Below are 25,721 nucleotides of genomic sequence, written 5' to 3' on the forward strand. Positions count from 1 at the left end.
GGTGACGGACACCGCCGAGCATCGCGGGCGAACAATCACCGCGAACACGGGCATCAGTATCGCCCTGTTGGCGATCTGCGTGCCGGCTCTGCTCGGTGGCTCGTACGCCATGGGGCGGCAGTCGCTCCAGATCGAGTCGCAAGAAAAGCGACTGGAGAAGGCCGAAACGACAGTCGAAGCCTTCCGGCTGGAAATCAAAGACCTCACGGCGGCGATCATCTCGCTGCAAGGTGCCGTGCAGAATAGCGTGGGGAAGCACTGATGGCCTTCCGCCTCACCCTCCACGGCATCCCGGTTCGTGTCCAGACCAACGTCCGTCCGCTTGCGTGGATTGGCGTCGAGGGCATGACCTTCGCGCCGCTGATCCTGCTGGCGATGCCGGCGTATCGTGTCGATGCCGGCAATCTCGCACACGAGTTCCGGCATGTGCAGCAGGTCGCCGAGATGGATCCTGCGGGCAAAGTGCGCCTCTGGAACACGGTCAAGTTCGTGGCGGACTGGATCTGGCAGCGCATCTGGAAAGGCTACAAGTCGATCCCGGTGGAAGCGGATGCACACGCAAAAGACGATGTGCTTGCGCGCTCGGTACCAATCGTCAACGCGGTGGCACTGATTCGGCGGGGTGGGCGGTGATCCGTCGCAATCCCCTGTTCTTCCGGCAGGACGGCGCGATGGACTTGTCGCAGTTCTTCCTGCTCGTGATCGTCGTGTGGGTCTGTGTCGTGTTCGTGCTGGCGGGCCTTGAGGTGCTGCGCGTGACCACAGCCGCGTGGGCATTCCTCGGCAGCTTCACGACGCTGGCCTTCATCGCATGGGCCGCTCGTGATCGGGCCGAGTTGATCGCCAACAGCAAGACGCCGGGTGCGGTCGCGCAGGGCATCGCTACGGCGACACCGCTCGACATCGACGACGGGCGTGGGCTATGAGTCTCACGCACCCGTCCCCAAATCACTCGGCGCGCTCGCATCGCGTCGAAGCGTTGTGTGTGCACTGGACCGGCGGCAGCTACGCCAGCGCGCTGGACTGGACACGCCGCAAAGAGTCACAGGTCAGCTATCACGCGATCATCGCGCCGGACGGCGAGGTGGCGTTGTGTGTGCCCTGGGATCGCGCGTCGTGGAGCGTGGGCGCTTCCAGGCAGCCGGATGACCTGCGATTCACGTTCGGCAGCAAAGGGAACGGCGCGACGGAGAATATCGCGCTGGCCGGCGGACCTCCGACAAAGCCGACGCCCGCGCAGGTGCAAGTGTTGGTGCGACTACTCCGCGCCCGCATGATCGCGCATCAGTGGCCGCTCACGGAGACGTGGCGGATCGTGGGGCATGTCGACCTTGCGATGCCTCGCGGTCGGAAGACCGACCCCACGGGTGGCGCGTGGCTCGATCTGGGCGCAGTGCGTCAGGCGGTGTCCGCATGACCTTCCTGCCCCGCTTCCTCCGCGACGTCCCATTCCTCGCATGGATCGCGATGGGCGTAATGTCGGCCATCGTCGCGCTGATCTACTCGATCGGTGCGTATGGCGATGCACGCTACGCGGCTGGCAAGCGCGATGCGGCCAGCGGTGCGCGTCTCGACTCGGTGGTGATCGCGCCGTTCGTGGCAAAGCGAGAGGCGGCAGTGCAGCGCACCGACTCCGCTGTCAAGCGCGTTCGAAAGGCGACCGTGCAGGTGCGTGACGCCATTGCGGTGATGCCGGACAGCGTGCAGCGACTGCCGTCCGTCGCGCCCGTCGTCATCGCATGCACGACGCTGCAGGAACGCGTCGACTCGCTGCTAGTTCAGGTGGATACAGAACGGGCCGCCCACACCATGGAGCGCTCCGTGCTCGAAGCGCAGAACAAAGCCGCGCACGCCGTGATCGCGGTGCAAGCGGACTCGATCCGATCGCTGGAGAAGCGGCCGACGTGGATGCAGGCGGGCGGGCTCGCTATCGGGGGCGCGGTACTCGGCGTGATTGGAGGGCTGCTGCGGTGAGCCTCCTCCTCCTCGCGAAGAATGGCTTCGGGCGCAGCGTGCCTGTTCCGCCGGAACCGGATCCGCAGGTGCAAGCTGCCGACGTTTGGCGCTGGGACGGTGGCTCTGGTGCTGTGCGCGTAGCGAGCGGGTGGCCCTTGCGTCCTGGGGCATTGATGCCTGATGCCCTGAATACCGTGATCGTGCGCGACGACGCGAATCAGGAAGTGTTGCGTAGCGTGGTCGCGTTGCACGGGCGATTTCCGGACGGGTCATTGCGTGCTGTTGGTATCCAGTTTAACGCTGCGCTCGAGGACGGCGTAGCACGTCAGTTTTCGGTGTCGGTGGGCGCGGGTGTGTGCACCCAAGATTTGGGGGCGTGGGTGCCGATCGCGTACGACTCGGGCAGCGCAACGCTTCCGGGCGCGCAAAACCTGTGTGCGATCATCCCTGCGGACTCTGCCTATTGGTGTAGCACATTCAGCGCGTTGACACCGGTGCAACCGGAAGCGCTCGACGTGCCGGACGACATGGCGACGTTCTTCAAGACGACTGGTTCGACGGAGAACACCTTATCGCGGTGGGCAGATTATCTGCACACGACACAAGGCGACGCCGCAATCGGAGTGTCGACTTACGAGTTCGTACATGGGTTGCTCGTGGCCGCGATGCGCTCCAATGACGCCACGCGCCGGCGCTGGTTTTACCAGCGGTTCTACGCGTGCCTGCGCTTGCACTTGGGGACCTATGCGATCCCCAGCTACACCGCGGACACAGGATCGGGGACCGTGTGGAGTCGCGTCGGTCAAGGCGCGGACCCGTCGTTGCCACTGGGGACCGGCTCGGGCCTCCCACCCGAGTGGCATTCCGTCACGGCTATTGGCTTCGCCGCAGGATATCTCGCGACGGCGTGGGCGCAGCCGTGGCGCATTCTCGCGTACTACGGCAGCTCCACCTACGGGACCAATACCGAAGCCACGGCGATCACGAAGTATGTCGGCGCGAGCGGCACGTCGAGCCCTCGCGTGAACATGATGAATCAGATGTGGCGGATGGCGGCGTACGTTGTTGGAGCAACGATGCAGGTGAAGGCGCCGCCGTCAGGCTACGGCCCCGGCCGAGACAACGACGTCGCGAGTTGGAGCAACGATTTGCTGTGGAGTCTCAAGGGGTTGGAGTTGTACCAATACACCACGGCGAATTCCAGCGCGTACGTGGATGGCATCGTGGGTCAACGCTACTCTGTGGCGATTGGGCAGGTAGCTGGGTCGTTCCCGACGTTTCAGTTGTCCGTGGTGGTGCGCATGCTCCACTTCTACTACAACAACATCGCGGCGGATTCACGAATTCCGGGCTGGATCACGAGCATTGCCAACATGGTGATGACTCAGTTTCGTCAGGACGGAGCAGTCTACACGATGCCGTACTGGCACGTGGCTGACCCCGAGGACAACACGCCTGTGGCGCTCAATGGAGAACCCAACGACCTGAAATGGTACTACAGCTCGTTCTTCTCTGAACTATTCGGGCTTGCGTTCGGGTTCACTGCGAATCCCATCTATCGCACATGGGCGTTGCGGTGTGGAGCGACGAGCCAGTTGGCGGGTTTCATAAAGAGCTACAAAGCGCTCGGCGAGTACTTCAGCGGGCATCAACAGTCTGCGAAGTACTACGTCGATGGCGGTGCAGTGCGCGCGTTCGCAGGCGCCCATCCTAGCGCGATCACATCGCTACCAACGCTCTCTGGGCCGGGGCACTAGTGGCAAAGATCGGGAGTCTCTATCTGCCCTTCGGTGGCAGCGCGTTGGACCCTGCACTGCAGGCCACGTCCACTGCGCCTACGTCAGCGACAGAGGATGCCGGCAACCTCGTGATCGAGTCGCTGGCCGGGAACGTCAAGGCCGGCGTCGAATCAGTCGCGACGTTCGATTGGACAGAGTCTTCGATCACGGTGCACGTCCCGGTCGCGTCCGGCACGTCGCCGTCAGCCATGTACATCTTTGCGGCAACCTCCACGCTACTCGGCCCGTGTATCAACTATCAGGGTTCGCGGCCGAGTGCTGGAGCGATCAACGCGTCTACCGGCTCGTACGGCAACAGTGCGCTGGGTACTGCCGGACGCCCATGGGCTCGTATTGCACACGCGGCAGGAACACTGACCTGGTCGCAGTCTGCAGATGGTGTCACATGGAGTGTCTTCCACTCAGTGGCCGCGTCCGGTTTCGGCAGCCTCGCCGCGGTCAAGCTGCGCATCATGACTGAAAACGCCAGTGTGCTGACGTTCCGCATCGCGCAGATCGGACTCCCTCCGGCCGGACCGTCCACCGCGTCCACCGACTACTATCGCCGCCAGCTCGGCGGCCTCACGGAGTGACTATGAGTATCGTGATACCGAAGGGGACAACGGACCCGCTCCTCAAGACGGTCACGCAGTTTTTCGGGCAGGTTGCGGCACCACTCACGCCCCTGACCACGGGCGTTGCAGGACAGCCGGGCAAAATCCACTTCGGCGACGGTGTGTACGCCGATACGGACAATGACTGGGCGACAACCAGCGAAAGCGGATGGTACAAGCTGGAGTTGTCTGATGCAGAAGCGGACAACGCGCATTGCACCGGGCACCTCACGCACGCGATCGCGACAGCTGCACCATGGGGGCGCGATGTGTCCATCGGGCCTTCAACGACCTACACCGACACCCCGAGCGAATCCGACATCGCCGCCGCCGTCGTCGCCGCCGAGAAGGACGCGCTGGACGGGTTCTTGGCCGGGGAAGACTCGGTGACCATCGACGGGCAGGCGTATGCCGCCGTGCGCAACGACCCCGCGAAGTACCTCGAATCTCTCACCAAGACGCCCTGATGCTGCTCTTCCTGTGGGCCCTGGGCTTTTTCGACGGTACAGGGAACGATGGGCCGGGCCCGGATCCCGGCCCCATCTCCTTCCTCGAGCTACGCCGACGCCGGCGTCGCATCGTCGTCGCATGAGCGTGCCGATCGTCAACCCGCCGCTCTCGGCGACCCCCAGCCGGTACGATTCCGCCGACTTGCTCGCCATGTGCAAGTTCAACGCGGATCGACCGGCGGTGGACGCGCAGATGCTGGATGAGTCATGGTATCGCCTCCTCACCGAGGCGCAGGATGCGCTGTTGCCGGAAATTGCGAGCTATGCGCCGTCTGCGCTCAACCAGCAGTACGCCACGCTGAACAGCGTCGACGGTGGGCGGAGCTTCAATTTCGGGCTCGACGTCTATGGCGAGCCACTCATCCCCTTCGGGCACGTAGAAGTGTGGGCGCGCCAGGGGGGGCGCACATTGTACGCCGCGAACTACGGAGATCGTGACGGCGACTTCGTCATTGAGGGCGCATCGATTCGGATGCCTGGTGATGTGCAGGGCCGATTCGCGGATGGTCCGTATGCGCGCTGGACGGGCGTGCCCCCCGCGATCACCGCCACAGCGCAGCCGATCATTCAGCCGCGCCCAATGCGCATCCTGCTGGTGTACTACGCGGTGATGCTGTGGTCGCAGCGCGGCGGGAAGCGTGACCCCGGCCCGTGGCGTGAGGCGTTCGCGCGCGAATGGCAGGGGGATCCCGCGTTGGGCAAGCTGGGGTGGTGCGCCACGCTGCAGTTGCGCTACACGACCAGCATGGTGCCATCCAACGGCGGGCAGGATGTCGCGTGGTGGCAGAGCGCCGACTGGATGAGTGGCAGCTGATGCCCGTCCGTGAGCCCGCGCGCGTCTATCCGCATCGCATCATTCTGACCTCTGGCGGTCTACAGGCCCCATGGGTGGGGATGCGTGACGCGCGCGAAACGACGGCACAGCAAATCAACAAGGTGCTGGCGGCGATCAATTTCTATTTGGCGCCGGGTGGTGGAGGGCGCGCCTACGTCGGCCGCCCCGGCATCACGGTCATGGGGGAGGACGATCCTGCGACCGAAGTCCAAGCCATCACCACGTGGTATCGTCCGGATGGCACGGGCGTCACGTTTCGCATCGCTGACGGCGCCATCGATCGATTTGACTGGATCACGGATGCGTGGGTGCCGGCGCTGACCGCATCGCAGATCGGTGCGGCCAGTATCACGCTGGCCGCCAGTGGCCGCGTACAGATCGTGCCGTTCGCCTCAGGGCTGGTTATCAACGATCGCGTCAATCCGATGTTTTATTGGACGGGCGTGGACGGCACAGGGATGACCGAACTGACGAACGCTCCGATTGCGCGGTGGGTGTGGGTGAAAAGCGCCAAACTCGTCGCCATCAATGCCGCGAGCCCCATCGAGATTCAGTGGTCAGAAGAAAACCAGCCGAATTTGGGCTACGCGGCCGGTGGCTATAACAACGCATGGGAGCTGCGGCAGCTCGGGAATGCGCCGCTGGTGGCGGGGATCGGACGCAACGATGGGCAAATTCTGTTTCGTGAGCGGTCCTGTTTCTCTATTCTCGGAGAAATTGGCCCGGATTTTCGTGCCGCCTCGACGAATTCCGATATTTCGGAACGACTGGGGACGACGGCGCCTTGGAGTCTCTATAACGTCGAAGCGGGCGTGGTGTTTGTGGACGCGGATGCCCGCCCGCATCTGGCGACGTTCGGCACGGAGCCCGCGCCACTGTGGGCGGATTGTCTCGAGCAATTGTCCGCGACGCTGATCCCGCGCAACGCGGTCTATCGTGCGTGGACGCTGGAGGATCGGGCGTGCGGATTGCTGCTGATCGGATTGCCGGCGGTGGCCACGACGCAGCTGACGCGGTTCTTGGCGTTCGATATTCTGTCGCTGCAGTTCGTGGGTCTGTGGAACGGCATCCCGGCTGACGTGCTGGGCATGGTGCAGACCGATACGGGCGACCCCCGATGGGCGCATACTGTCGGCGGAACGACCTATATCCATGGCGGCCCGGGCGGCGGGCCGTGGGATGACTTGTTTGTGGAAGGGGCGCAGGCGATTCCGCATGCGCTGGAGCTACCGGCGCTGGGACGTGATCTCACCGAGACGTTGGAAGTCGACACCATCGAAGTGGGGCTCTCTGCGGCGCTCGCGTCGCGCCTCACGATCACCGGTGAAACGAGCAACGGCGCGATGCCAATGCTTGAGGTGCCTATCCCCGGTGGGGGCGGTGCTCGCATAGGCCAATTCGTGCTCGGGCAAGACCGTTTGGGCGCGGTGTCACGTGATCGCCGTGCGATGGTCGGCCAGATCGGCTCTGGTCGCTGGGTGCGCCCCATCATCCGGCATTCGATTCGTGGCGAGCCGATTTCTATCACTGACGTACGCGTGGTCGCATTCAAGACCGGCGCAGACCCTGACGTAGCCTGAGGCCATCATGGCACTGATTCCATCACTCAAGACGTGGGCGGATCTGGAGATCCTGACCGCCGCCGATCTGAATAGCAATTTCGACGCACTCCGCGTGGCGTTGAACAGCACGGGCGCGTTCACAGACGTGGCGCGGACGTGGAGTGCGACGCAGACGTTCAATGTTGCGGCATTCAGTGGTGTGGTGACGGCTGCGGTGGGCCTCACGGTCACTGCGGGCGGTGTCACGATCACCGCCGGCGGATTGACTATCGCCGCGGGCGGCGCCGACATCACCGGCCCAGTGCTGGTCGATGGTGACGTGACTGCTACCGGTGACATCGACGGCAACTTCATTGGCACGTTCAATGGCACGGTGCCTGCGACCAGCGTCACCAGCGGGCTATTCCCGGGGGCGTACAGTTTCGCCAGTACGGTCGCGATCACCGGGTTGCTGACGGTAGCCAACCAAGCGGGGGTCAGCGCGGGCATGTACACGGTGTACAGCAGCGCAGATGTCAGCGGCCCCATCACCTTGTTCGTCGCGACATTTGATGGCGCGCGCCGTCGGTTGGTGGGCAACACCACGATCACGCTGTCGGCACAAGGCGGTAGCGTGAGCAAGATCTTCCGTCTGGCGACGGCGCAGGATGGCACCGGTGGGCACACCCTGAACTTCGTCGGCGTGACGTGGGAGGGCGGTGTGATGCCGACGCCCACCGCTACCGCAGGGCGCACGGACTGGTGGGAGTTTTGGGATTCCCCGATGGGCATCCTGGGCCGCCGTGTCGGAGCCAACTATGTCTGACCTGTCGATCGACATCACCTCGGGCCAAGCGCAGCTCGTCGCGCGTGGTCTGCAAGCCGTCGCGATGGAACAGAAGAAGCTGGCCGTTTTGTTGGACATTCTGACCGCGGGGCGGCTGCCAGATGGCGCCACCCTGCAGTCCGTCGACTGCGACACCAATACGCTGCGGTATACGGTGCCTGATGGCGATTGAGCGGCTGGCGTGGCGGAACATCACCGCGTGGACGGCGCTGAACGTGTGGATGATGCGCGCGATCGATGTGCTGGTGGGCAGCGATCGGTGGGCCTTCCAGGCGTCGGTAGCGACGAGCGCGGTGGTGCTCACCTACCCGCGGACGGTGGTCACCGTGAATACCACGAGTGGCGCGGTCGTGCTCACCCTGCCCCGCGCGGCCGACGTGATCGGCTTCGAAGTGGCCGTGACGCGCACGGCGGGATCGAACAGCGTAACACTGGATGGCGCGGGCGCGGAAACGATTGATGGCAGCGCGACGTTGGTGAGCAACAAAGTCCGGATCGTCAGCAACGGTACCGGCTGGATCAGTATCAGTTAACTTGCACATTCACGAGCGTACGCGCTCAAGATGGGCCCGGCCCCGCCTGTGGAGGACGACAGGCGCCAGCCGTGGAGATGAACACCCTGCGCACGATGCGTGCGCACTCTCCACGGAGTGATGGCCATGGCCATCCCGATGTTGTTGCCATTCGCGGCGTCCGCAATCGGTGGTATCTCGTCCGCGATCAGCGGGAATCGCGAGCAAAAGAAGGCCAATCAGCTCGCCGAGAAGCAGCGCCAGTTCGAAGAGCAGCGCTGGAATGAGGGCGGGCAGTTCCGAAACGCCGGCGCGCAGATGCTCAATCGCCAGATCGATCCAGCGGCGATGACGCAGTTGTTTGCGGACCCGGGCAATCCGTACGCGAGCACGACGCAGTTTCAGCCGCTGTGGAAGGCCAGCGAGATGCAGGCGGCCCCACAGGCCAATCCCCAACAGCAGCAAGCCAACGATCTGCGTGTCGTGGCGGCGGGGGTGCGGAATCCGCGCATCCAACGGATGATGAACGACGCCGCACAGAAAATGACGGCGGCCAGCGCGCCGCAGGATCGGGCGCAGCTCGAGGCGTTTTCGCAGACGATGGTGCCGAGCGGAGGCCGTCGATGACCTCCTACCGTGCAGCGCCAACGGGATCAGCGGCGCGCCCAGCGCAAGCGACGGGCTGGAACCCGCAGGCGATGAACGGGTCGGGCATGGCGCAGATGGCGCAGGTACGTGGCGATACGCCTGCGCAGCCGACGACCTCGTCATGGGCGACGCCAGGCGCGAACCTCCAGAGTTACGGCACCGGGAATGATCTGCGGGGCACCGCGATCACGCCGACGGACTCCACGCGCACCCAAGCGGCGAGTGGGGCGGCCGATGGGGCCTACGGTGCCTATGCCGGCTACCAGCCACCGTCGTGGAACGCGCTGCCCACCTACTCGTCGCAGAACTCGATGAGCGGGATCCCGCGGCTGGCCACGTCGCCCGTTGCAGGACCGAGCTATGGGGCGGCCCAGGGCGCGATGAACGGCGCCCTGCCCCGCGCCAGTCAGTTCGGGGCGGACGCCGCCGCGAGCCTGAACGGGATCGGTGGTGCGCCTGGCGTGTCCTTCGATGGTTCGAAAGCGGCCGCCGAATTCGATGCGGCAAAGGACGCCACGGGCGGTGCGTTCAACTACGACACGAGCACGAACGCGGCGCGCGACATGACGCTGCAGCGGTTGTCGCAGATGCAAGCGCCCGATCGGGAGGCGCTGGCACTCAAGACGTACAAGGCACTGGAAGACGAGTCGGCTCCCGCGTTCGCACAGACACAGCGGCAAATCGGCCAGAATGCCGCGGCGCTTGGCCGCATCGGTTCTGGTGTAACGACGAACGAAATCGGTGACGCCTTCTTGGCGCGCGAGCGCTCACTCGGCAACCAGCGTTCCCTGCTGGCGGCAGAAGCAGCCGGGAAGACGTTGCAGGATGGCATCGACTACACCGGTGCCGCCAACGGCGTGTTCAACTCGTTCGCTGGCGCCGACCAGAGTGCGAAGGGGTTGGACTTACAGCGTGCGTCGGTCCTCACCGGTGTGGGGCAAGGACAGGCGGGATTGGCGCAGAGCGACATGCAGGCGCAGTCAGCCAACGCGTCGAACGCGCTACAGGGGCAAGGGCTACAGTTGCAGCGCTCGTCCCTGCTCCGTGGGCTCGGTCAGGACGAGTGGCAGCGTGGCACGGACGTGGCCGATCGTGAAACGGGCTGGGCGCGTGACCAGTACGGCGCCAATGTCGACAACGAAAACCGCCGCCTCGATGTGCAGCGCACGAACAACCAGCAGACAGCCGATGGCATCAAGTTCGCCGAAGACAACGACCGGTACGGCTACCAGTCGGGCGTGAACGAACGGAACAGCGGTTTTGACGCGGGCATTCAACGCGGGACGGCGCTCGGCCAGCAGGCCTCCACACTCGGGGCTCGCGAGGATCAGTTGCGGGGTGTGGACGCCGGCAATCGTAACGAGCTGCGCGGCGAACGCACGTACCAGAACAACATGGCCACCCAAGCGCAGCAGGATCGCATTCAGCAGCAGCAGTTCTACGAGTGGCTGCAGTCACAGAACATCAACAACGCCACGCAGCTCTTCGGTGCTGGGCAAGTGGGCAATCCCGGCAGCGTCTACGGCCAGCAATCTGCGGCGGCACAAGGACAGGCGAACGGCGCGTACGATGCCGTGGGTCAGGCCGCGCAGTACCTGCCCTACTTCGCCAACCGCCCGACGTCATCGATGTCGCCCGCCTATCAGATGGCGGGCGGCTCCACCCTCGCGTAAGGAGGCACCATGTCGTGGGGAATGGCCCTCTCGCGGGGGCTGACAGGGCTGGCAACCGGACTAGCGGGTGCGCAGGAACAGCGACGGCTGCAGCAGGAGCGCGCCGAACAGAAAGAGTTCAGCCGCATGATCGCCGACCGTGAATGGCAGCGGCAGTTGTCGCAGGATCGACAGCAGGCCGAGCAAACACGCCTCGCGCGTGAGCGGCAGGGCGCTCTCGATACGATGGGTGCGGTGGACGCGGGCTATCGACCGGTTGGATCTCCGATGGACGACGTGAATGCGGCACTCGGCCTGCCCGATCTGCCGACCGTCTCTATCGGTGGCCAGCAGATGCGCAAGAGCGCCAACAGCACCGACTGGACCGCGAAGCAAGCGGCGCAAGCGGCGCGTGGGCAGGAGCGCGCCGAAGACGCCGACCTACAGAAAACGCTGCTCAAGGCCCGGCAGATGTTCGAAGCAGGCGAATCGGCGAAAGATCGCTCGCAGAGGGAGCGGTTGGCGAATGTGGCGGCGGGAGCGAAGGCGCAGCCGAAGTTGCGCGCGATACCTGCCGGCACCATCAAGGATTATCAGGGCATCAACGCGAATATGCGCGAGATCGCGGATGCCCTGGAGACGGCGAACAAGGATCCCGAGGCATTTAAGGAAGCTTTGGGTTTCAAGAACATGCTTCCCGAGTGGATGGCCACACGCGGAATGTCAGAGGGCGCCATGGCGGTGCGTGGCAAGCTCTCGAATCTCGCGTCCGGCATCTTCCTCGAGCGATCGGGCGCAGCGGTCACGCCCAGCGAGGCGAAGCGGCTGGAAGGTTGGACCGCGAATATGACGGATACACCGGAGAAAGCGAAGAACGCCCTCGAAAACATCTTGGCTTTCTACCAGCAAAAGGCCGCTGACATGGGAGCCGCATACGACGAGGAAGCTGGATACCACGCGTTGGGCCGCACCGCTTCTGCGCAGACTCCAGCCAAGAGCGCAGATCCCCATGCGGTTCTACGAGAGCAAGCAATCAGCGCCATTCGCCAGGGGGCGAGCGCGGCCAAAGTCGCGCAGGTATTCAAGCAGCAGACCGGCCAGGATCTCGTACGATGACCAATCCGTTTCTGGGGCTCCAAGACGATGACAATCCGTTCGCGGCGCTGATTCCGAAGGGGCGGGGTCAACCGCGCGATGGGTTCGCGAGCGAGTCGACGAATACGCGAGCAACATCGCGCAACGCCACCCCGCAGCAGGTGGCGCAGAACCGCGCCACCGATCTGCGTGACGCGATCGGTATGGCGAGATCGATGCTCTCCGGTGCGACGGCAACCATGGCCCCGAAGGCCGAGGCGGCGCTGCGTGCAGGATTTGGGAAGAAGACCTATCGTGACGCGCTGCAGCAGATCGATTCCGAGCAGAACGAATTCAAGGAAGCCCACCCGGTCGCGAGCTTCGGCGCCGAGTTGGCCGGCGGACTGGCGAGCGGTGGTGCGCTGCTGAAAGGGGCGCAAGGCGCCGGCAAGGTCGCGCAGGCCATTCGTGCTTCGCAGTTGGTGCCGAAGGTCGAAGGAACGGCCGGCGCTGGTGCACGGGCGTGGGCGGCCGCGAAAGCCGGTGGCGTTGCTGGCGGATTGACGGCCGCGGGGAGTTCGCGGGCGGACGATGCTTTCGATCATGGGAAGGACGTCCTTACAGGCGCAACGATCGGTGCAGCCGGCGGCGCCACCTTGTCAGGCTTGACCGACGCCATCCGTCGCGCACGGCAGCTGGTCGCCTCCATGGGGCAGAAGGGCGAGGCGGGGCCCATCCGCAGTGTGCTCCAGGCGGGCGGCGCGTCACCGGAAATCGCTGGCGCGCAGCGCGTGCTGAACACCATCGGCAAGAGCGGCGCGACATTGGACGACATCGCAGCGGCTAGTGCATCGGCGCCGGAGGAGTCCGCATTCGCTGAACTGATCCCGAATCGTCAAGGCGTGCGGGGGCTTCGGATTGCTCGTAACGTTGGGCGGTCGCGTGACGCGATTGACCAATCGCTCGCTGAGCGAGCAGCAGAAGAACCGATGCGGTGGGCGCGGAGTCTGGAAAAGAGTAGTGGCCTTTCGGCACCGATCGATCCGGCGGCGTTCGCGCGTGGCGCGAAAGACGAAGTGCAGCCAGAGGTTGAGCGTCTGCTGATGCAGGCACGTGCGCGCCCTGATGTTGAAGCCGGGCCACTGATTCAAGTCGCGGAAGATCTGAACGGCCTGAAGCGCGGCAAGATGGCGCTTGAACGGGGCGGCGAATTGTCGCGCGGGTTCAACTATACGCAAGACATCGATCCGGCGAACCCTGTCATCTCGGTGGCGAACGCGCACAGCCTGCGGCAAGGTCTCGACTACGCGATTGAGCGCGCCGTGCAAGAACAGGATGATCAGATGATCGCCATCCTCCAGCGGCAGCGGGACGTCGTAGACCAGTTCGTGAAGGCCGCAGGCGGCGAGCCGATGCAGCAGGCGGACCAGTTGTTTTCGAATGCGATGGGTCGGGGAGAGTCTTTCCGCTTGGGTCAGCGGGTGGAGTCGGCGACGTCACCACAGCAGATCATGGAACTTGGGATGCAGGCGTCGGACCCACAGGCTTTCCAGATGGGGTCTGGTAGTCGGTCTCTGGAGCGCGCCCTGAACATCGCTGATGGTGAAGCCGGACGAATCGCGAACCCGACTCCTGGGGCCATGGCGAGCCAGACGCGGCGCGCTCGTACTGCGACGGGCACAACCTCGCAGGGTGCCTACGAGACTCTACGCGGTGATTCTGAGCAGATCGCCAAGCGCTTGCAAACGCGCAACGCCGTGTCTGGCAATTCAAGCACGGTCGCCAACGCTGCGGAGATTCAGGATGAGTTCGAAAACAATCCGGTTGCCGTTGCGAGCGCCGTGCTGAATCCGACGAGTATGCCGCGCATTCTCGCAGAACGTGCACTGCGGGCTGGCACACAGGGCAACAACGCGGCGCAAGCTGATGCGATGGGGCGCATTCTCGCAGCCGGATTGCCGCAGCAGATGGCCAGAGAGGAAGCCGTTCGCAAGCTGCAGGATCTGCTGCCCGGCATGATTACGATCTACCGCCGGAACGCCCTTACTCAGGGTCAGGCCGCTGGCGCTTTCGGAGGGCGCGGGCCTCAATAGTGACCGCGAAGAGGAGCCAGAGGATGCCGGTGGCCGCCCATGCCAAGGATGCAGTCGGTTCTTTGTAAAAACCGATGGACGACACAGCAAGCAATCCGCAGATCGCGGAGATGATCATGCAAAAGCCAGCCATCAGAACGCCAGCGTAAACAGTCCGATCGAACCGTTGTAAACCAGCACGCAGGTCGAAAGGATGTCCCGGCCGATCAGCGCCTTGATCCCCTGAGAGCTGAGCTGTGTCGCCATCACCGCGATCTGCGGGATGTAGAGCGGCGAATCGCCCTCTCTCCCCGGGATATTCAATGCGACATCGTACACGCCGACTTGATGCGGGACACCTGAGGTGGAAGGTGTGTGCATCTCCGTGCTTCCGGTCGGCGTCAGGTTCAGCGCCTCAAGCACACCCGGGTCTATACAGGTGCAAGAGGCGCCCGTGTCGACCAGGGCGTCTATGAACTGCAGCGGCGGTTCCGGGATCCCTAATTCCTGCAATGCGGCGAGGCGCGGCTCACTCGCTCCGACAACCATTCGAACGATGGGACCACCAGCAATAACAGGAAGAGAAAAATTCCCCATGCGTTAGCAGATCGCGGAGTTCGAGGTGAACAAACGAGTAACCATCTGCGCGACTTCATGTGCGTTGATGCGCTTCACCAAGAACGGCTTCACGCCAAACTCGTGATATCCCCGCTTCAAGGCGTCCACATAGCTTTCGAATGTGTCCACGACCGAATCCTCGTGGATAAGGACAAAGCGCCCTTCCTGCTCGCGCAGTTCTGGGAGCTTCGCGTTGTACGTCTTCAGTTCTCGTTCGAGTGCCATGGGTGCTCCGTTTAGGTCTCCTCTAATAAAATACGACGCCCCTGTGCAAGGGGTAACTGCGGATGTTCAGCTACCTTACCAGTGACGCATCTAGGCAGGCATCCCGATCCTTCTGATGGGTTTCCACACTCATCAACATGTTGCCTGCGGTCACAATTGCGGGACGGATTTGGTGACGGTAGCGTCATGGCAACCAAACAGAACCCGAAATGACAACATATCTGTACGACGTAGCCGTTGACATGATTCACCCGGTTCAGGCAAAGCCGGGTGACCGCCTTGTGGTCCGTCCAGGCCATGCCCGTCCGATCGTTGTCGTCAGAAAGATGAAAGGCCAGTGGGCTCCTGTTCGTATCGGTCCACCAAACTTTGGCGCTCTCATCCTTCAGGAGGACGACGGAGTCATCATTCTCCGTCAGCCCGCCTATGCGGATCTTGCGGCTGAGATTCAGCGTCTTCAGGCATAGGTAGGTCGGCTGCGTCGATTGAGGCTTTTTCGTCCGGTGAGACGGGGAGCCTCTTAATGTGCGAAACGACTTCTTCGAGGATCTCCTGCCCCTCGCGGAAGAGGTCAAGTGCTTTAGTGGCTTTCTGTTGTAACTCAGAGATGGGGACTTCGGCTCCCATCTCTTTTGCGTACCAGCGCCGATAGAGCGCCCAAGTCTGAGGTAGCGGCTTGCGGTCCTCGTTGTCCAAGAACTTCGACAGCGTGACCTGCAGGACCCCCATGTCTGCCGCGATGGTCGAGACCCTTGCTCCCATCTCCCTGCGGTGGCTGATGCGCGCACGCAGCCACACAAGCGACTCATCGTCGGGTTCGAGACCAAGTTTTTTGGGCGGTTCCATAATGTTCTTGACAAGGTTAATACGGTACGATACTGTAGTGGCGTACCGCACGACACGAGCATGACAACCCCATGACTATGACACCCAAGGTTCCACGTCGCCAGTCGAGGACGGCCCCTGTAATCACACAGGCGGAAGCGGCGCGCATCGTCGGCATCGCTCGCCAGAACGTGTTGGGAGCCGTTGCCCGTGGTGACCTCGTCGCCGCGCCGGGGACAGACCCGGTGATGATCACGCGGAAGTCTGCTGAGCGCTGGGCGGCCGAGCGTCATGCCGCCGAACAGTCGGCGGCTTAGTTGGTGGTGGCACTCCGTTCATGAATCGCATGAGCGGAGAGTAGCCGGGAGGTGAGAGCCCCGGCCCCCGCAGCCTGCGGGGTTTGTTGAACCGCGCGACGCCGCGCAATCCAAGGAGCGAGGGGGATGGGTGAGTTACAGCCGAGAACCGAATCCACCATGAGACATGCCGCTGTCCGGCGCGCATCCCGTGTGTGGCAGGAGTGCGCGGTGCATGTACGGGGCACGCTGCGCAACTACGGCGTGCAGGGCGAACTGCGGCGCCTCGATGAGTATGCGGCAGGCACACGCGGTGGTGGATGGGCCGCGTTCGTCGCGGACTTCGCGTTCTACTGCCGCTCACAGGGCATGTCGCGTGACGAGACAGCGATGCACGTCGCGACGACCGCAGAGCAAATCGTATTGGGCGCGTTCGACACGAGCGACGCAGCCTGAAAACACAAACGCCGCCCGTGAGAGGGGCGGCGCTGTGCGAAGCGAGGGCGGCGCAGTGCGCCGAACACACAATCTAACCGGAGTGAGGGCGATGGAACAGATCCGACCACGCGACACCGTACTCCCGATGTATCCGCTGGGCTCGAGGAAATTCGCCGGGGGCCGCATCGGCCCCACCCGCCAGACGAGCACCGGCACGACGTTGCGGTTGGTGGCCGTCGTCGGCACCGCCGCGCTCAAGATCACCACCGTGCAGCCGCCCGTGGGGCCGAGGGTGGCGTGAATCCTCTCATCAAACCCGAGCGCGCGGCGTTGCTGGAGACGGTGACGTTCGCCGTCGGTGGGCACGCGAGAGCGCAGGACGCGTACTGCGTGATGGAGGCGGTGGCGTACATCGCCGGCGAACCGTGGAGCGATCAGCCCCAGTGCGTGTCGCCCGTGATCGCGGCGTTCTGCCGCAACTGGAACGACAATCTGCCGGAGCCGCCGCGTACGGAACTGCTGCGTCCCTTGGTGCCGTTGCTTATGGGCACGCGCACGACAGAGGGTGACGAGCAGACACGCGCATGGATGGCGACGGATTGGCTTGCGCGTGTGCAGACGCCGGCGTGGTTGCGTCTCGCTGGGCTCACCGCCGAAGCGCAGGCGATCGAGGCGTGTGCGCGGATCGTGGACGCGACAACGGCGCGTGCGGCACAGCCGGCGCTTGATGATGCGCGCACGAAAGCGGCCGCTGCGAGGGCCGCTGCGAGGGCCGCTGCGTGGGACGCTGCGTGGGACGCTGCGAGGGCCGCTGCGGGGGCCGCTGCGGGGGCCGCTGCGAGGGCCGCTGCGTGGGACGCTGCGTGGGACGCTGCGGCGGCCGCTGCGAGGGACGCTGCGTGGGACGCTGCGAGGGCCGCTGCGGGGGCCGCTGCGGGGGCCGCTGCGAGGGACGCTGCGTGTCAGAAGCTCGCGCCGACCGTCACTGAATTGCAGGCCAGTGCGGTCGAGTTGATCCGTGCGATGTGCGAAGTCGGGAGGGCATCATGACCCCCTTCCCCGACCCGCCCGGCGAGGATCATCGGGAGACGCATCTGTCGATGCTGGCAGAGCAGCGCGAAGCGCGTGTTGAAAGAATCGCTAGCGATATGGTGGACGAGGCGCGGAGTCGCACCGCCACCGATCTATTGGCGCTGCGCTGGATCGCGAACGAGTTCGAGGACTCGCCGGAGCGGACCAGAGCGTTTGAGCTGCTGCTTGATCGCATTTTCACCGAGCGAAGAGCAGCGGAAGTGCTGAGGAATGCGGCATGAGTGAGCCGACGTATGGCACGAAAGAGTACGTCGACGACCGCCGCAACTATCTCGGCGCGTCCGATATGCCGATGGCGTGCGGCCGCAGCGAGTACGGTGGCCCGCTCGATCTCGTGCGGCTGAAACTCGGCCTCGACACGGTCGAAGAAACCCACGCGATGAAGCGGGGGCACATCTACGAACCGGCGATCATGGCGGAGTTCGCGGTGCTGCATCCGGACATCCAGTTGCAGGAGTGCGGCACGATGCGGCACCCCAAGGGTGACTGGCTGCGAGCGCGTCCGGACCGCATCGGCATCACTCCGTATGGCAAGGCCGTCGTCGAAGCCAAGCTCGTCACGCCGTATCTGATGGACCACTATGGCGAGAGCGGCAGCGACCAGGTGCCGGACGACAAGCTCATTCAGGTGCAAACGCAGTTGATGGTGACGGGGCTGTCCATCGGCTTCTGCGTCGTCAACTTCGGCTTCGAGACGCGTGAGTTCATCGTCGAACGCGACCGCGAAATGCAGGAGGCGATCTACGCCATCGGCCACGATCTCTGGCACGATCACGTCCTGAAGGGCGTGCTGCCGGACCCGATCCCGCTGGTCGATTCGATGCAGGCGATCCAGCGCACGTACACGCTGCACTCGGATCATCTAGTGGATGCGGACGAGCGCGTTGCCGAGATGATCCGCGAGTTCGGCGAACTGAAGTCGCTGGCGAAAGAAACCGAAGAACGCTCCGACGAACTGAAAGCCAATCTGGCCATGGCCATCGGTCGCAACTACGGCGTATCCCTGCCGGACGGCGAGCGCGTGATCTGGCCGGAGACGAAGGGGCGCGGCTCCGTGGACTACAAGGCGATCGTCGAATTCATGAACGTGCCCGACGAAGTGATCCAGCAACACACCTCGCGCGGTGCGCCCTATCGCACCATGCGCTACTACCCGGCGAAAGCCCCGAAGCAGAGGAAGGCGGCATGACCAGTGTGATGACGATCCCGGCGGGGCCGATGGACATTGTGCCGAACACCACGCACGAACCGTCGTTGCCTGCTCTCTCCGCGCAGGGCGAAACGGCGAGCACCGCCGCTGCCGTGCAGGCTAAGACGCAGGTCGAGGCGCGCTACATGATGGCGATGCACCGTCCGCGCTCGCTGATGCAGTTTCGTGCGAGACTGCTCGATGCGTGCAAGCGTCCGCGCTTCGCGGAGACGGCGCGCTATGCCAAGCCTGTGGGCGGCGGCAAAGTGGTGGGCTGGTCGATCCGCTTCGCCGAGGAGTGCGCGCGGTCACTCGGGAATCTGCTCGTCGAAAGCGCGGTGATCTACGACGACGCGGGCATCCGCATCCTGCGCGTGATGGTGACGGACCTCGAAACGAATCTCACCTACCCGACGGACGTGACAGTGGTGAAGACGGTGGAGCGGTCGAAACTCAAGGACGGGCAGGTCGCGATCAAGACGCGCACGAACAGCAACGGGCGCCCGACGTACCTGGTCGAGGCGAGTGAAGACGATCTGCTCAACAAGCAGAATGCGCTGATCTCGAAAGCGATCCGCACGGCGGTGCTGCGCGTGGTGCCGGGCGACATCCTCGAAGAAGCGCTGGAGCAGGTCGAGGACACTGTACGCAACGAAGACGCGAAGGACCCGGCCGAGAAGGCGAAGAAGATCGCCGATGCGTTCTACGGGCTCGGCGTGATGCCGGATCGCCTTGAAGCGCTGCTGGGGCACCCGTTGGCACAGGTGTCGCCGGCCGAAGTGACCAAGATGCGCACGTGGATCACCGCCATGAAGGACGGCGATGCGTCATGGGGCGACATCGAAGAAGCGTTCGGCGTGGAGACGCAGAAGCAGGAAGCCGCTGGGCAGCCGGTGAGTGCGAAGGCGTCGGCGCTCAAAGAGAAGCTGGCGCAGCGGCGTGCGGCGAAGCAGCCCACTGAGGCGGCTGCTGACGTGCCGAGCGAGGAAGCGCCGTCTCGTGAGCCCGGCGAGGAAGCGTGATGCCGCCGAGCGCGGGGGAGCTGCGGGCCACCGTCTCGAAAGCCACCTACACGATGGCGGAGGTCGCGGTGCTCTTTGGTGTCGCACGCCAGGACGTGTATGGCATGCCCGCGGTGATGGCGTGTCGTATCCGTCGGGTGGGCAAATCCCGCGTCCGCTACAGCAAGGCCAAGATCGACGCGTTGCTCGGGATTGAGCCGCTGCGAGCTGCCGCATGATGAGCCCGTGGCGGAAGCAGGGGCGCCCCGGGTTCGTGCTGCGCGTCTACGCGGGTGAGGCGCACAAGGTCTGCGGGTGCGGCACCACGCTGCAGACGGTCGCCGACGACGTGGCCGAGTGGGTGGAGAAGCTACAGCAGTCGCCGAACGCGCAGGCGGTGGCCGTGCTGCGCGCCATCGTGGGCGAGGAGATCACGCTGGCGAAAGCGTACGAGTTGGGCACTGAGGGGACGCTGGCCTATCTCGCCGCGCAAGCGGAGGCGGCCCAGGACATCGACCTCCTGCCCCACCTCACCGCGTGGCACGTCATCAAGGGCAAAGCCGCGCGGGGGGCCGCGTCGGCTGACCGGTATCTGATCCAGATTCAGGCGCTGTTTCCCGAGGCCCCGCTGCGCCGCTCTTTGCTCACGGCGCCGATCGTGGCCGCGCGACTGGACGAGCTGGACGTCCCGAGCGATGCCACCCGTAACCGGTACCGGGCCGCGCTGTCCACGTGGTGTCGGTGGCTGATGCGTCGAGGGATACTGGAGAGCAACCCCGCGCAGAGTGCTGGCGGCTACAGCGAGCCGCTCAAGGCGATCCGGTTCCGGTCGATGACGCAGGCACAGGCGGTGATCGAACGGCTGGCGGACCCGGAGGACCGGGCGCGCGAGGCGCTGATGGCCGGCACGGGCATGGACTGGTCGGATGTGGCCCGGCTGCGCCGGCAGGATATCGACCTGTCGGGCGACCTCCCCACGGTGCGATGTGATGGCAGCAAGACGCCGTGGCGCAACCGGGTCATTCACATCACGCAGCCGTGGGTACTCCCGTATTTCACGCCGTGGCTGCGCGGCAGGCTCCCGGGCGCCCTGCTGTTCTCGTGGGGCAATCGGGCCGCCCTGATGCGGCACTACGCGGCGTGCGATGCCGCCAAGGTGCCACGGTTCAAGATTCACGAGTGGCGGGACACGTATGCCGTGGCCGAACTGCAGGCCGGCGAACGTCCCGAGGTCGTGGCCCACCAGCTGGGGCATAAAGACGCCTCGCTCGTGTGGAAACGCTACGGCCGATACATCCCGCAGGCCCGCGATTACCGGGCCTCGCGCACTGCTACCCAAACTGCTACCCGGACCATACAGGAGGCGCGGTGAACGTGCATACCCGGAGCGGGACTCGAACCCGCACGACCTTGCGATCAGGGGATTTTAAGTCCCCCGCGTCTACCATTTCGCCATCCGGGTGCGTGCGGCCGCATGCATTGGCCGCGCGAATGCCGAATCTAAGCCGCTGCGGAACTGTCTGCGGGCACCAGCGTCTCGGCCGTCGCTTCCGTGTCGGCCCAGCAGGCGCGGATCTGAGAGATTTCGGGCAGACAGTGGCAGAACGCGTCCACCAACTCGGGATCGAAGTGCGAGCCCCGCTCTTGCTGCATGAACAGCAGCGCGGCCTCGACGGTCCAGGCCTCCTTGTACGGCCGGGCGCTGGTCAGGGCGTCAAACACATCCGCCACGGCCACCACGCGGGCGATGTGCGGAATGGCCTCGCCGGCCAGCCGGTCCGGATAGCCGGTACCGTCCCACTTTTCGTGATGGCTACGCGCAATGGTGGCCGCCATGCGCAGTAGTCCCGTGGCGTGTTCGCCGATGATGCGCGACCCGATCACGGTGTGCTGCTGCATGACGCGGCGCTCTTCATCGGTGAGCGGGCCGGCCTTCTGGAGAATGGCATCCGGCACACCGATCTTGCCGATATCGTGCATCGGCGCGGCATGAAAGAGCTCGTCCGCCATCTGCGAGCCGTACCCTGCGGCCGTGGCCAGCACCCGGGTGTAGTGGCTCATGCGGATCACATGCAGCCCGGTCTCGCTGTCCTTGAATTCGCCGGCGGCGCCAAGAGACTGCACGATCTGCAACCGCGTCAGACGCACTTCGTTCGCTTGCACCAGCGAGAGGTGCGTGCGTACGCGGGCTTTCACGATGTGCGGATTGAACGGCTTGCTGATGTAGTCGACCGCACCCAGATCCAGCCCCAATTGTTCGTTCGCGGCGTCGGCCAGCGCTGTCACGAAGATGATGGGGATGTGCTCGGTGAACGCATCCTGCTTGAGCGCGCGACAGACGTCGTAGCCGGACAGTCCTGGCATCATGATGTCCATCAGCACCAGGTCCGGTGGATCGGTGCGCGCGAGTTCGAGCGCCTTGTGTCCGTCGCGGGCAAACAACAGGCGATACTGATCCTGCAGCGTATGCCGCAAGACCTGGAGATTGGTCGACTCGTCATCGACGAGCAACAGGGTTGGACGGGCGTCCTTGGTGCTGATCATGATCGCGGCTGCTAGAAGATCATGCCGGCCGCATCGTCTGCGGCATCATCAGTCCAGGTATCCAGCACGGCCACTGCAGCTCCGAAATCGAAGGCATCGACCGCCTGACGCAGGCGTTGAGCGCGCTGCCGGTCACCGCCAGCTTCCCATCCGCCACAGACCGCATCCAACAATTCGTCATCGAGTTCGCTGCGGGTCAGCAGCGCGGACAGCGCCGACACGTGCGTTCCGAGTTCACGCGGCGGTGTGCTCTCCGACGTCGGGGGGGTGTCGGCATCTGATGCCAACTGACCACTGGCATCCAGCTCCTCACGGACGGCGCTGAGCGTGCTGCGCAGGGCTTCGAGATCGCGCCGGAAATGTTCGGTGTGCAGGACGTCGGCATTCAGACGAAGACGGGTCTCCATCTCACCAGCCTGTGAGGCCACAGAGGGCACCGCCAGGTTGGCCGCGGCACCACGCAGTGCGTGAAGATGGAAGCCGAGTGCGTCGGCTGTGGGCATCTCCGATTGCGCATCGGGCAACTGCGTTGGCGCGCCAGTGGTACGGAGGAACTGGTCCAGCGATTTGGCCAGGCGTTGTTTGTTTCCCCACACCGCCACGCCGCTGGTCCAGTCGATGAGGGAGGTATGACCGCCAACGGCCGATCGTGTCGCGGGCGTCAGCAATGCATCCGGTGCCTGCACCGGAATCGCCAGCACGCGGGCGATTTCGTCGAGCAGATTGGCGAGTTCCAGAGGCTTCACGGCAAATCCGCTCATACCGGCCTGGCGCGCCGCTCGGCGATCCTCGACCAATACACTGGCTGTGAGCGCGATGATCGGAGTCTGCGGAGCGCCGGTCGTGCGTTCATGCTGACGAATGAGACGTGTGGCTTCGAGGCCATCCGTGCCGGGCATGTGCACGTCCATCAGCACGACGTCAAAACGGGAGGCGTGAAAACGCGCCACCGCTTCCGCACCGTCACGGGCGGTTTCGAGCGTGTGCCCACCTTCCGTCAGGATGAGCGACAGCAGTTCGACATTTTGCGCCACGTCGTCGGCCACGAGAATGCGGAGCGGCGGCAGAACACGATTCGGCGCAACGTTCTCGCGTCCGGTGGGACACTTGCCCGGCGCCAACGGCAGGCGCACACGGAAACAACTGCCCTGCCCCAGCGCACTCTCCACTTCGATCTGGCCGTCCATCAGCTCGACCAATTGCCGGGAGATCGTCGTGCCCAGCCCGGTGCCGCCGAATCGCCGACTGATGGACGCATCTGCCTGTGTGAACGGCGTGAAGATGCTGGCCACCTGCTCCTGCGTCATGCCGATTCCGGTGTCGCGGACCATGATGATGACCTGTTCATCTTCGGAGCTGAACGAAAGCTCTACACCACCGCGTTCGGTGAACTTGATGGCGTTGCCCACCAGATTCGTCAGGACCTGCAGGATGCGCAGAGGATCACCGAGGAAGTACTCCGGGAGGTTGGCCGGATAGGACGTCGTCAACGACAATCCGCGCGCCTGAGCGCTCAACCGAAGCGACGACTCGATCTGCATCGAGATGCCTTTCAGCGAAAAGTCGATCATTTCCAACACCATGCCGCCCTTCTCGAGGCGAGTGGTGTCGAGAATGTCATTGATCAGACCAAGCAGGGAGCGCGACGATTGCCGAACGGTGCTGAGGTGATTGCGCTGGGTCGTGGTGAGGTCGCTTTGCAGGAGCAGTTCGGTGAAGCCGATGATGGCATTCATCGGCGTGCGAATTTCGTGGCTCATGTTGGCCAGGAACGTGCTCTTCGCGGCGGCGGCCCGTTCGGCCTGCGCGGCGGCTTCCCGGAGGGACGACTCCATGGCCCGCCGTTCGGAAATGTCACTCACGAATCCGACGTACAGCATTTCGTCGTGCAACTGCATGCGTCCCAAGGCGAGCCGGAGCGGCACCAGGCTGCCATCACGGCGACGCCCGAGAATCTCGCTACTCGAACCCACGTATTCCTGTGCCCGTGCAATCAACCCGTGTTGCTGTTCACGCAACTGCATGATCTGATCGCGCGACGGCATCACTTCCTTGATGTTCCGCCCCGTGATCTCCGCGCTGTCCCAACCGAACAGTCGCTCCGCCGCAGGGTTGAACCCGACAATCGTGCCGATCGCGTCGGTCGTGACGATGCCATCCACCGCCGTATCGAGCGTCGCGCGCAGTCGGGATTCACTCATCTCGGCGCGTCGATACAGCGCGCGCGCGAATGAGGTGATTCGATGCATACACCAGCAGCGTGAGCGTGATGGTGAGGGTGGCCAGCAGGATCGACGCCACGGGCGCATCGATCGGCAATTGCACGGTGGGGGTGGTGGCCACACCCGTCAGACGCACGGCCGCCATGCCGGTGTAGTGCATGCCGGCAATGGCGAAGCCCATCACGGCGCCGCTGATGTAGAAACCATGGCGGTTCGACAGGCGCGTATTGCGCAAACCGTATCGAATCCACAACGCCAGCATGGACAATCCGACAGCGACCGCGATGGACAGCAGAAACATAGTCGGCTCATACCGCACCAGCACCGGCGTATCCATGGCGGCCATGCCCGCATAGTGCATCGTGCCGATGCCTGCACCGGTCAGCGCACCACTCAGCAGCAGTTGCCGGAAGGTCACGTGGGCCCGCGCCAGAATGCGTAGCGCCAGCCATGACGCCCCGAGAGCGGGCAGTATGGACGCGGTGGTCAACCACAGTTCATAGCTGACGTGCGTCGGCAGCTTGAAGGCCAGCATGCCGATGAAGTGCGTGGCGCAGATGCCGCCGCCGAGTGCCGCGGCGCCTGACGCGATAGCGACATGCCGGGAAAGCGCGGTCTCCGCACGGCGCGCGACATGCGCCGACGCGAGCGCCATGCTGGCCGAGAACACGGAAATCCCGATGGAAAGCAGCACGAGGAGCGCGGAGTGTCGCCCCTCGAGAAACGGTACGGTGTCTGCTGAGTTTACGAAGAAGTGGTGCAATGCACCCATTCTTGGCTGACGTCTTGCCTTTGAGTCGGCAGTGATCTGCACTGCCGGACAACCGCCATCGCTCGCCATAGTCCTGCGCAGAGCATGGGTTGTCTTCACATGAAAGGCGAATTCCCCCCTACCAAGGTCACGAAGACACAGGGCCCGTATGCTCAATAGCCACAGGGAGTTGGCCCTTTGGCCTACATGCATTTTGAACGAATAATCCTTTGGGCCTACAATCGCTGCACAGGGACGAAAGGTCAGAAACGTCAAAGGGGCCCGCAGGCCCCTTTGATGCATCTGATTTTACGTATCATCCCGAAGCTACAGAGCGGGAAACGGGACTCGAACCCGCGACCCCAACCTTGGCAAGGTTGTGCTCTACCAACTGAGCTATTCCCGCAAAGGCGCCAGCGGCGCCGTTCTCAGATTGTAGCGACGCGCTGGCCTGCCGACAAGCCGCCCGAACGTTGGCCGGC

32 protein-coding genes and 2 tRNA genes are annotated in these 25,721 nt (G+C 64.1%); 26 read left to right on the forward strand and 8 right to left on the reverse strand.

Going from position 1 to position 25,721, the window contains the following annotated elements; genetic code table 11:
* The first annotated feature begins 1 nt into the window (after nt 1).
* From GAU_RS09385 to GAU_RS09470, 17 genes are all read left to right on the forward strand, one after another.
* On the forward strand, nt 2–262 hold the full coding sequence (locus GAU_RS09385) for a hypothetical protein (protein ID WP_012683320.1): 261 nt from the start codon (nt 2–4) through the stop codon (nt 260–262).
* Nucleotides 262–633, forward strand: a complete 372-nt coding sequence (locus tag GAU_RS09390) for a hypothetical protein (RefSeq protein WP_012683321.1) — start codon at nt 262–264, stop codon at nt 631–633. Before GAU_RS09385 ends, GAU_RS09390 begins: the two co-directional genes overlap by 1 nt.
* Complete coding sequence (locus tag GAU_RS09395; protein ID WP_012683322.1) at nt 630–926, forward strand: hypothetical protein; 297 nt, start codon at nt 630–632, stop codon at nt 924–926. Before GAU_RS09390 ends, GAU_RS09395 begins: the two co-directional genes overlap by 4 nt.
* Complete coding sequence (locus GAU_RS09400) at nt 923–1,417, forward strand: N-acetylmuramoyl-L-alanine amidase (RefSeq protein ID WP_012683323.1); 495 nt, start codon at nt 923–925, stop codon at nt 1,415–1,417. Before GAU_RS09395 ends, GAU_RS09400 begins: the two co-directional genes overlap by 4 nt.
* Nucleotides 1,414–1,974: a hypothetical protein gene (locus GAU_RS09405; RefSeq protein ID WP_012683324.1), complete on the forward strand. Its 561-nt coding sequence runs from the start codon at nt 1,414–1,416 to the stop codon at nt 1,972–1,974. The genes GAU_RS09400 and GAU_RS09405 overlap by 4 nt, the downstream gene beginning before the upstream one ends.
* Nucleotides 1,971–3,713 (forward strand): hypothetical protein, encoded by a 1,743-nt coding sequence (locus GAU_RS09410; RefSeq protein WP_041265415.1) that lies wholly within the window; start codon nt 1,971–1,973, stop codon nt 3,711–3,713. Before GAU_RS09405 ends, GAU_RS09410 begins: the two co-directional genes overlap by 4 nt.
* Nucleotides 3,713–4,327, forward strand: a complete 615-nt coding sequence (locus GAU_RS09415) for a hypothetical protein (RefSeq protein ID WP_012683326.1) — start codon at nt 3,713–3,715, stop codon at nt 4,325–4,327. The genes GAU_RS09410 and GAU_RS09415 overlap by 1 nt, the downstream gene beginning before the upstream one ends.
* Nucleotides 4,328–4,329: 2 nt before the next feature.
* Nucleotides 4,330–4,815: a hypothetical protein gene (locus tag GAU_RS09420; protein ID WP_012683327.1), complete on the forward strand. Its 486-nt coding sequence runs from the start codon at nt 4,330–4,332 to the stop codon at nt 4,813–4,815.
* Nucleotides 4,816–4,936: 121 nt separating this feature from the next.
* The gene (locus GAU_RS09425; RefSeq protein ID WP_012683328.1) at nt 4,937–5,671 is read left to right on the forward strand and encodes a hypothetical protein; all 735 of its coding nucleotides are present in this window, start codon (nt 4,937–4,939) and stop codon (nt 5,669–5,671) included.
* The gene (locus GAU_RS09430) at nt 5,671–7,272 is read left to right on the forward strand and encodes a hypothetical protein (RefSeq protein WP_012683329.1); all 1,602 of its coding nucleotides are present in this window, start codon (nt 5,671–5,673) and stop codon (nt 7,270–7,272) included. The genes GAU_RS09425 and GAU_RS09430 overlap by 1 nt, the downstream gene beginning before the upstream one ends.
* A gap of 7 nt (nt 7,273–7,279) precedes the next feature.
* Nucleotides 7,280–8,059 carry a hypothetical protein gene (locus GAU_RS09435; RefSeq protein WP_012683330.1) on the forward strand — a complete coding sequence of 260 codons (780 nt, stop codon included), beginning with the start codon at nt 7,280–7,282 and terminating at the stop codon, nt 8,057–8,059.
* A complete protein-coding gene (locus tag GAU_RS09440) occupies nt 8,052–8,252 on the forward strand; it encodes a hypothetical protein (RefSeq protein ID WP_012683331.1) in 201 nt (66 codons plus the stop codon). Before GAU_RS09435 ends, GAU_RS09440 begins: the two co-directional genes overlap by 8 nt.
* A complete protein-coding gene (locus tag GAU_RS09445; protein WP_012683332.1) occupies nt 8,242–8,613 on the forward strand; it encodes a hypothetical protein in 372 nt (123 codons plus the stop codon). The genes GAU_RS09440 and GAU_RS09445 overlap by 11 nt, the downstream gene beginning before the upstream one ends.
* 126 nt (nt 8,614–8,739) lie before the next feature.
* Nucleotides 8,740–9,219: a hypothetical protein gene (locus tag GAU_RS09450; RefSeq protein WP_169307646.1), complete on the forward strand. Its 480-nt coding sequence runs from the start codon at nt 8,740–8,742 to the stop codon at nt 9,217–9,219.
* Nucleotides 9,216–10,913: a hypothetical protein gene (locus GAU_RS09455; protein WP_012683334.1), complete on the forward strand. Its 1,698-nt coding sequence runs from the start codon at nt 9,216–9,218 to the stop codon at nt 10,911–10,913. Before GAU_RS09450 ends, GAU_RS09455 begins: the two co-directional genes overlap by 4 nt.
* Before the next feature lie 9 nt (nt 10,914–10,922).
* The gene (locus GAU_RS20745; protein WP_012683335.1) at nt 10,923–12,008 is read left to right on the forward strand and encodes a hypothetical protein; all 1,086 of its coding nucleotides are present in this window, start codon (nt 10,923–10,925) and stop codon (nt 12,006–12,008) included.
* Entirely contained in the window at nt 12,005–14,059 is a 2,055-nt protein-coding gene (locus GAU_RS09470) for a hypothetical protein (RefSeq protein ID WP_012683336.1), read from the forward strand. The genes GAU_RS20745 and GAU_RS09470 overlap by 4 nt, the downstream gene beginning before the upstream one ends.
* Before the next feature lie 132 nt (nt 14,060–14,191).
* On the opposite strand, the gene GAU_RS09475 is transcribed toward GAU_RS09470, so the two are convergent.
* The 3 genes from GAU_RS09475 to GAU_RS09485 all read right to left on the reverse strand — a co-directional run bounded on the left by GAU_RS09475 (nt 14,192) and on the right by GAU_RS09485 (nt 15,727).
* On the reverse strand, nt 14,192–14,635 hold the full coding sequence (locus GAU_RS09475) for an aspartyl protease family protein (protein WP_156798970.1): 444 nt from the start codon (nt 14,633–14,635) through the stop codon (nt 14,192–14,194).
* 3 nt (nt 14,636–14,638) lie between these two features.
* Nucleotides 14,639–14,881 (reverse strand): hypothetical protein, encoded by a 243-nt coding sequence (locus tag GAU_RS09480; protein WP_012683338.1) that lies wholly within the window; start codon nt 14,879–14,881, stop codon nt 14,639–14,641.
* 405 nt (nt 14,882–15,286) lie between these two features.
* Nucleotides 15,287–15,727 carry a hypothetical protein gene (locus GAU_RS09485; RefSeq protein WP_041265419.1) on the reverse strand — a complete coding sequence of 147 codons (441 nt, stop codon included), beginning with the start codon at nt 15,725–15,727 and terminating at the stop codon, nt 15,287–15,289.
* 71 nt (nt 15,728–15,798) lie between these two features.
* Between GAU_RS09485 and GAU_RS09490 the strand changes: the two genes are divergently transcribed.
* From GAU_RS09490 to GAU_RS09530, 9 genes are all read left to right on the forward strand, one after another.
* Entirely contained in the window at nt 15,799–16,023 is a 225-nt protein-coding gene (locus tag GAU_RS09490) for a hypothetical protein (protein ID WP_012683339.1), read from the forward strand.
* Nucleotides 16,024–16,182: 159 nt separating this feature from the next.
* Nucleotides 16,183–16,458 (forward strand): hypothetical protein, encoded by a 276-nt coding sequence (locus tag GAU_RS09495; RefSeq protein ID WP_156798971.1) that lies wholly within the window; start codon nt 16,183–16,185, stop codon nt 16,456–16,458.
* A 91-nt stretch (nt 16,459–16,549) separates the two neighbouring features.
* On the forward strand, nt 16,550–16,741 hold the full coding sequence (locus GAU_RS09500) for a hypothetical protein (protein ID WP_012683341.1): 192 nt from the start codon (nt 16,550–16,552) through the stop codon (nt 16,739–16,741).
* Nucleotides 16,738–17,490 (forward strand): hypothetical protein, encoded by a 753-nt coding sequence (locus GAU_RS22610; RefSeq protein WP_012683342.1) that lies wholly within the window; start codon nt 16,738–16,740, stop codon nt 17,488–17,490. The genes GAU_RS09500 and GAU_RS22610 overlap by 4 nt, the downstream gene beginning before the upstream one ends.
* Entirely contained in the window at nt 17,487–17,753 is a 267-nt protein-coding gene (locus GAU_RS09510) for a hypothetical protein (RefSeq protein ID WP_012683343.1), read from the forward strand. Before GAU_RS22610 ends, GAU_RS09510 begins: the two co-directional genes overlap by 4 nt.
* Nucleotides 17,750–18,721 carry a YqaJ viral recombinase family protein gene (locus GAU_RS09515; protein WP_012683344.1) on the forward strand — a complete coding sequence of 324 codons (972 nt, stop codon included), beginning with the start codon at nt 17,750–17,752 and terminating at the stop codon, nt 18,719–18,721. The genes GAU_RS09510 and GAU_RS09515 overlap by 4 nt, the downstream gene beginning before the upstream one ends.
* Nucleotides 18,718–19,743 carry a hypothetical protein gene (locus GAU_RS09520; RefSeq protein WP_012683345.1) on the forward strand — a complete coding sequence of 342 codons (1,026 nt, stop codon included), beginning with the start codon at nt 18,718–18,720 and terminating at the stop codon, nt 19,741–19,743. Before GAU_RS09515 ends, GAU_RS09520 begins: the two co-directional genes overlap by 4 nt.
* Nucleotides 19,740–19,961 carry a hypothetical protein gene (locus GAU_RS09525; RefSeq protein WP_012683346.1) on the forward strand — a complete coding sequence of 74 codons (222 nt, stop codon included), beginning with the start codon at nt 19,740–19,742 and terminating at the stop codon, nt 19,959–19,961. Before GAU_RS09520 ends, GAU_RS09525 begins: the two co-directional genes overlap by 4 nt.
* Entirely contained in the window at nt 19,958–21,094 is a 1,137-nt protein-coding gene (locus GAU_RS09530) for a tyrosine-type recombinase/integrase (protein ID WP_012683347.1), read from the forward strand. Before GAU_RS09525 ends, GAU_RS09530 begins: the two co-directional genes overlap by 4 nt.
* 7 nt (nt 21,095–21,101) lie before the next feature.
* Here the strand turns inward: GAU_RS09530 and GAU_RS09535 are convergent.
* The 5 genes from GAU_RS09535 to GAU_RS09555 form a co-directional block, all read right to left on the reverse strand.
* Nucleotides 21,102–21,184 (reverse strand) — tRNA-Leu (locus tag GAU_RS09535).
* A 38-nt stretch (nt 21,185–21,222) separates the two neighbouring features.
* On the reverse strand, nt 21,223–22,266 hold the full coding sequence (locus tag GAU_RS09540) for a response regulator (protein WP_012683348.1): 1,044 nt from the start codon (nt 22,264–22,266) through the stop codon (nt 21,223–21,225).
* Between the two features lie 11 nt (nt 22,267–22,277).
* Nucleotides 22,278–24,467: an ATP-binding protein gene (locus tag GAU_RS09545; protein ID WP_169307647.1), complete on the reverse strand. Its 2,190-nt coding sequence runs from the start codon at nt 24,465–24,467 to the stop codon at nt 22,278–22,280.
* Nucleotides 24,460–25,182: an MHYT domain-containing protein gene (locus GAU_RS09550; protein WP_169307648.1), complete on the reverse strand. Its 723-nt coding sequence runs from the start codon at nt 25,180–25,182 to the stop codon at nt 24,460–24,462. The genes GAU_RS09545 and GAU_RS09550 overlap by 8 nt, the downstream gene beginning before the upstream one ends.
* Nucleotides 25,183–25,572: 390 nt before the next feature.
* Nucleotides 25,573–25,645, reverse strand: a tRNA-Gly gene (locus tag GAU_RS09555).
* Nucleotides 25,646–25,721: the final 76 nt, after the last annotated feature.

Origin of the sequence: Gemmatimonas aurantiaca T-27 (genome assembly GCF_000010305.1) — a bacterium.
In the GTDB taxonomy this organism is placed as follows: domain Bacteria; phylum Gemmatimonadota; class Gemmatimonadetes; order Gemmatimonadales; family Gemmatimonadaceae; genus Gemmatimonas; species Gemmatimonas aurantiaca.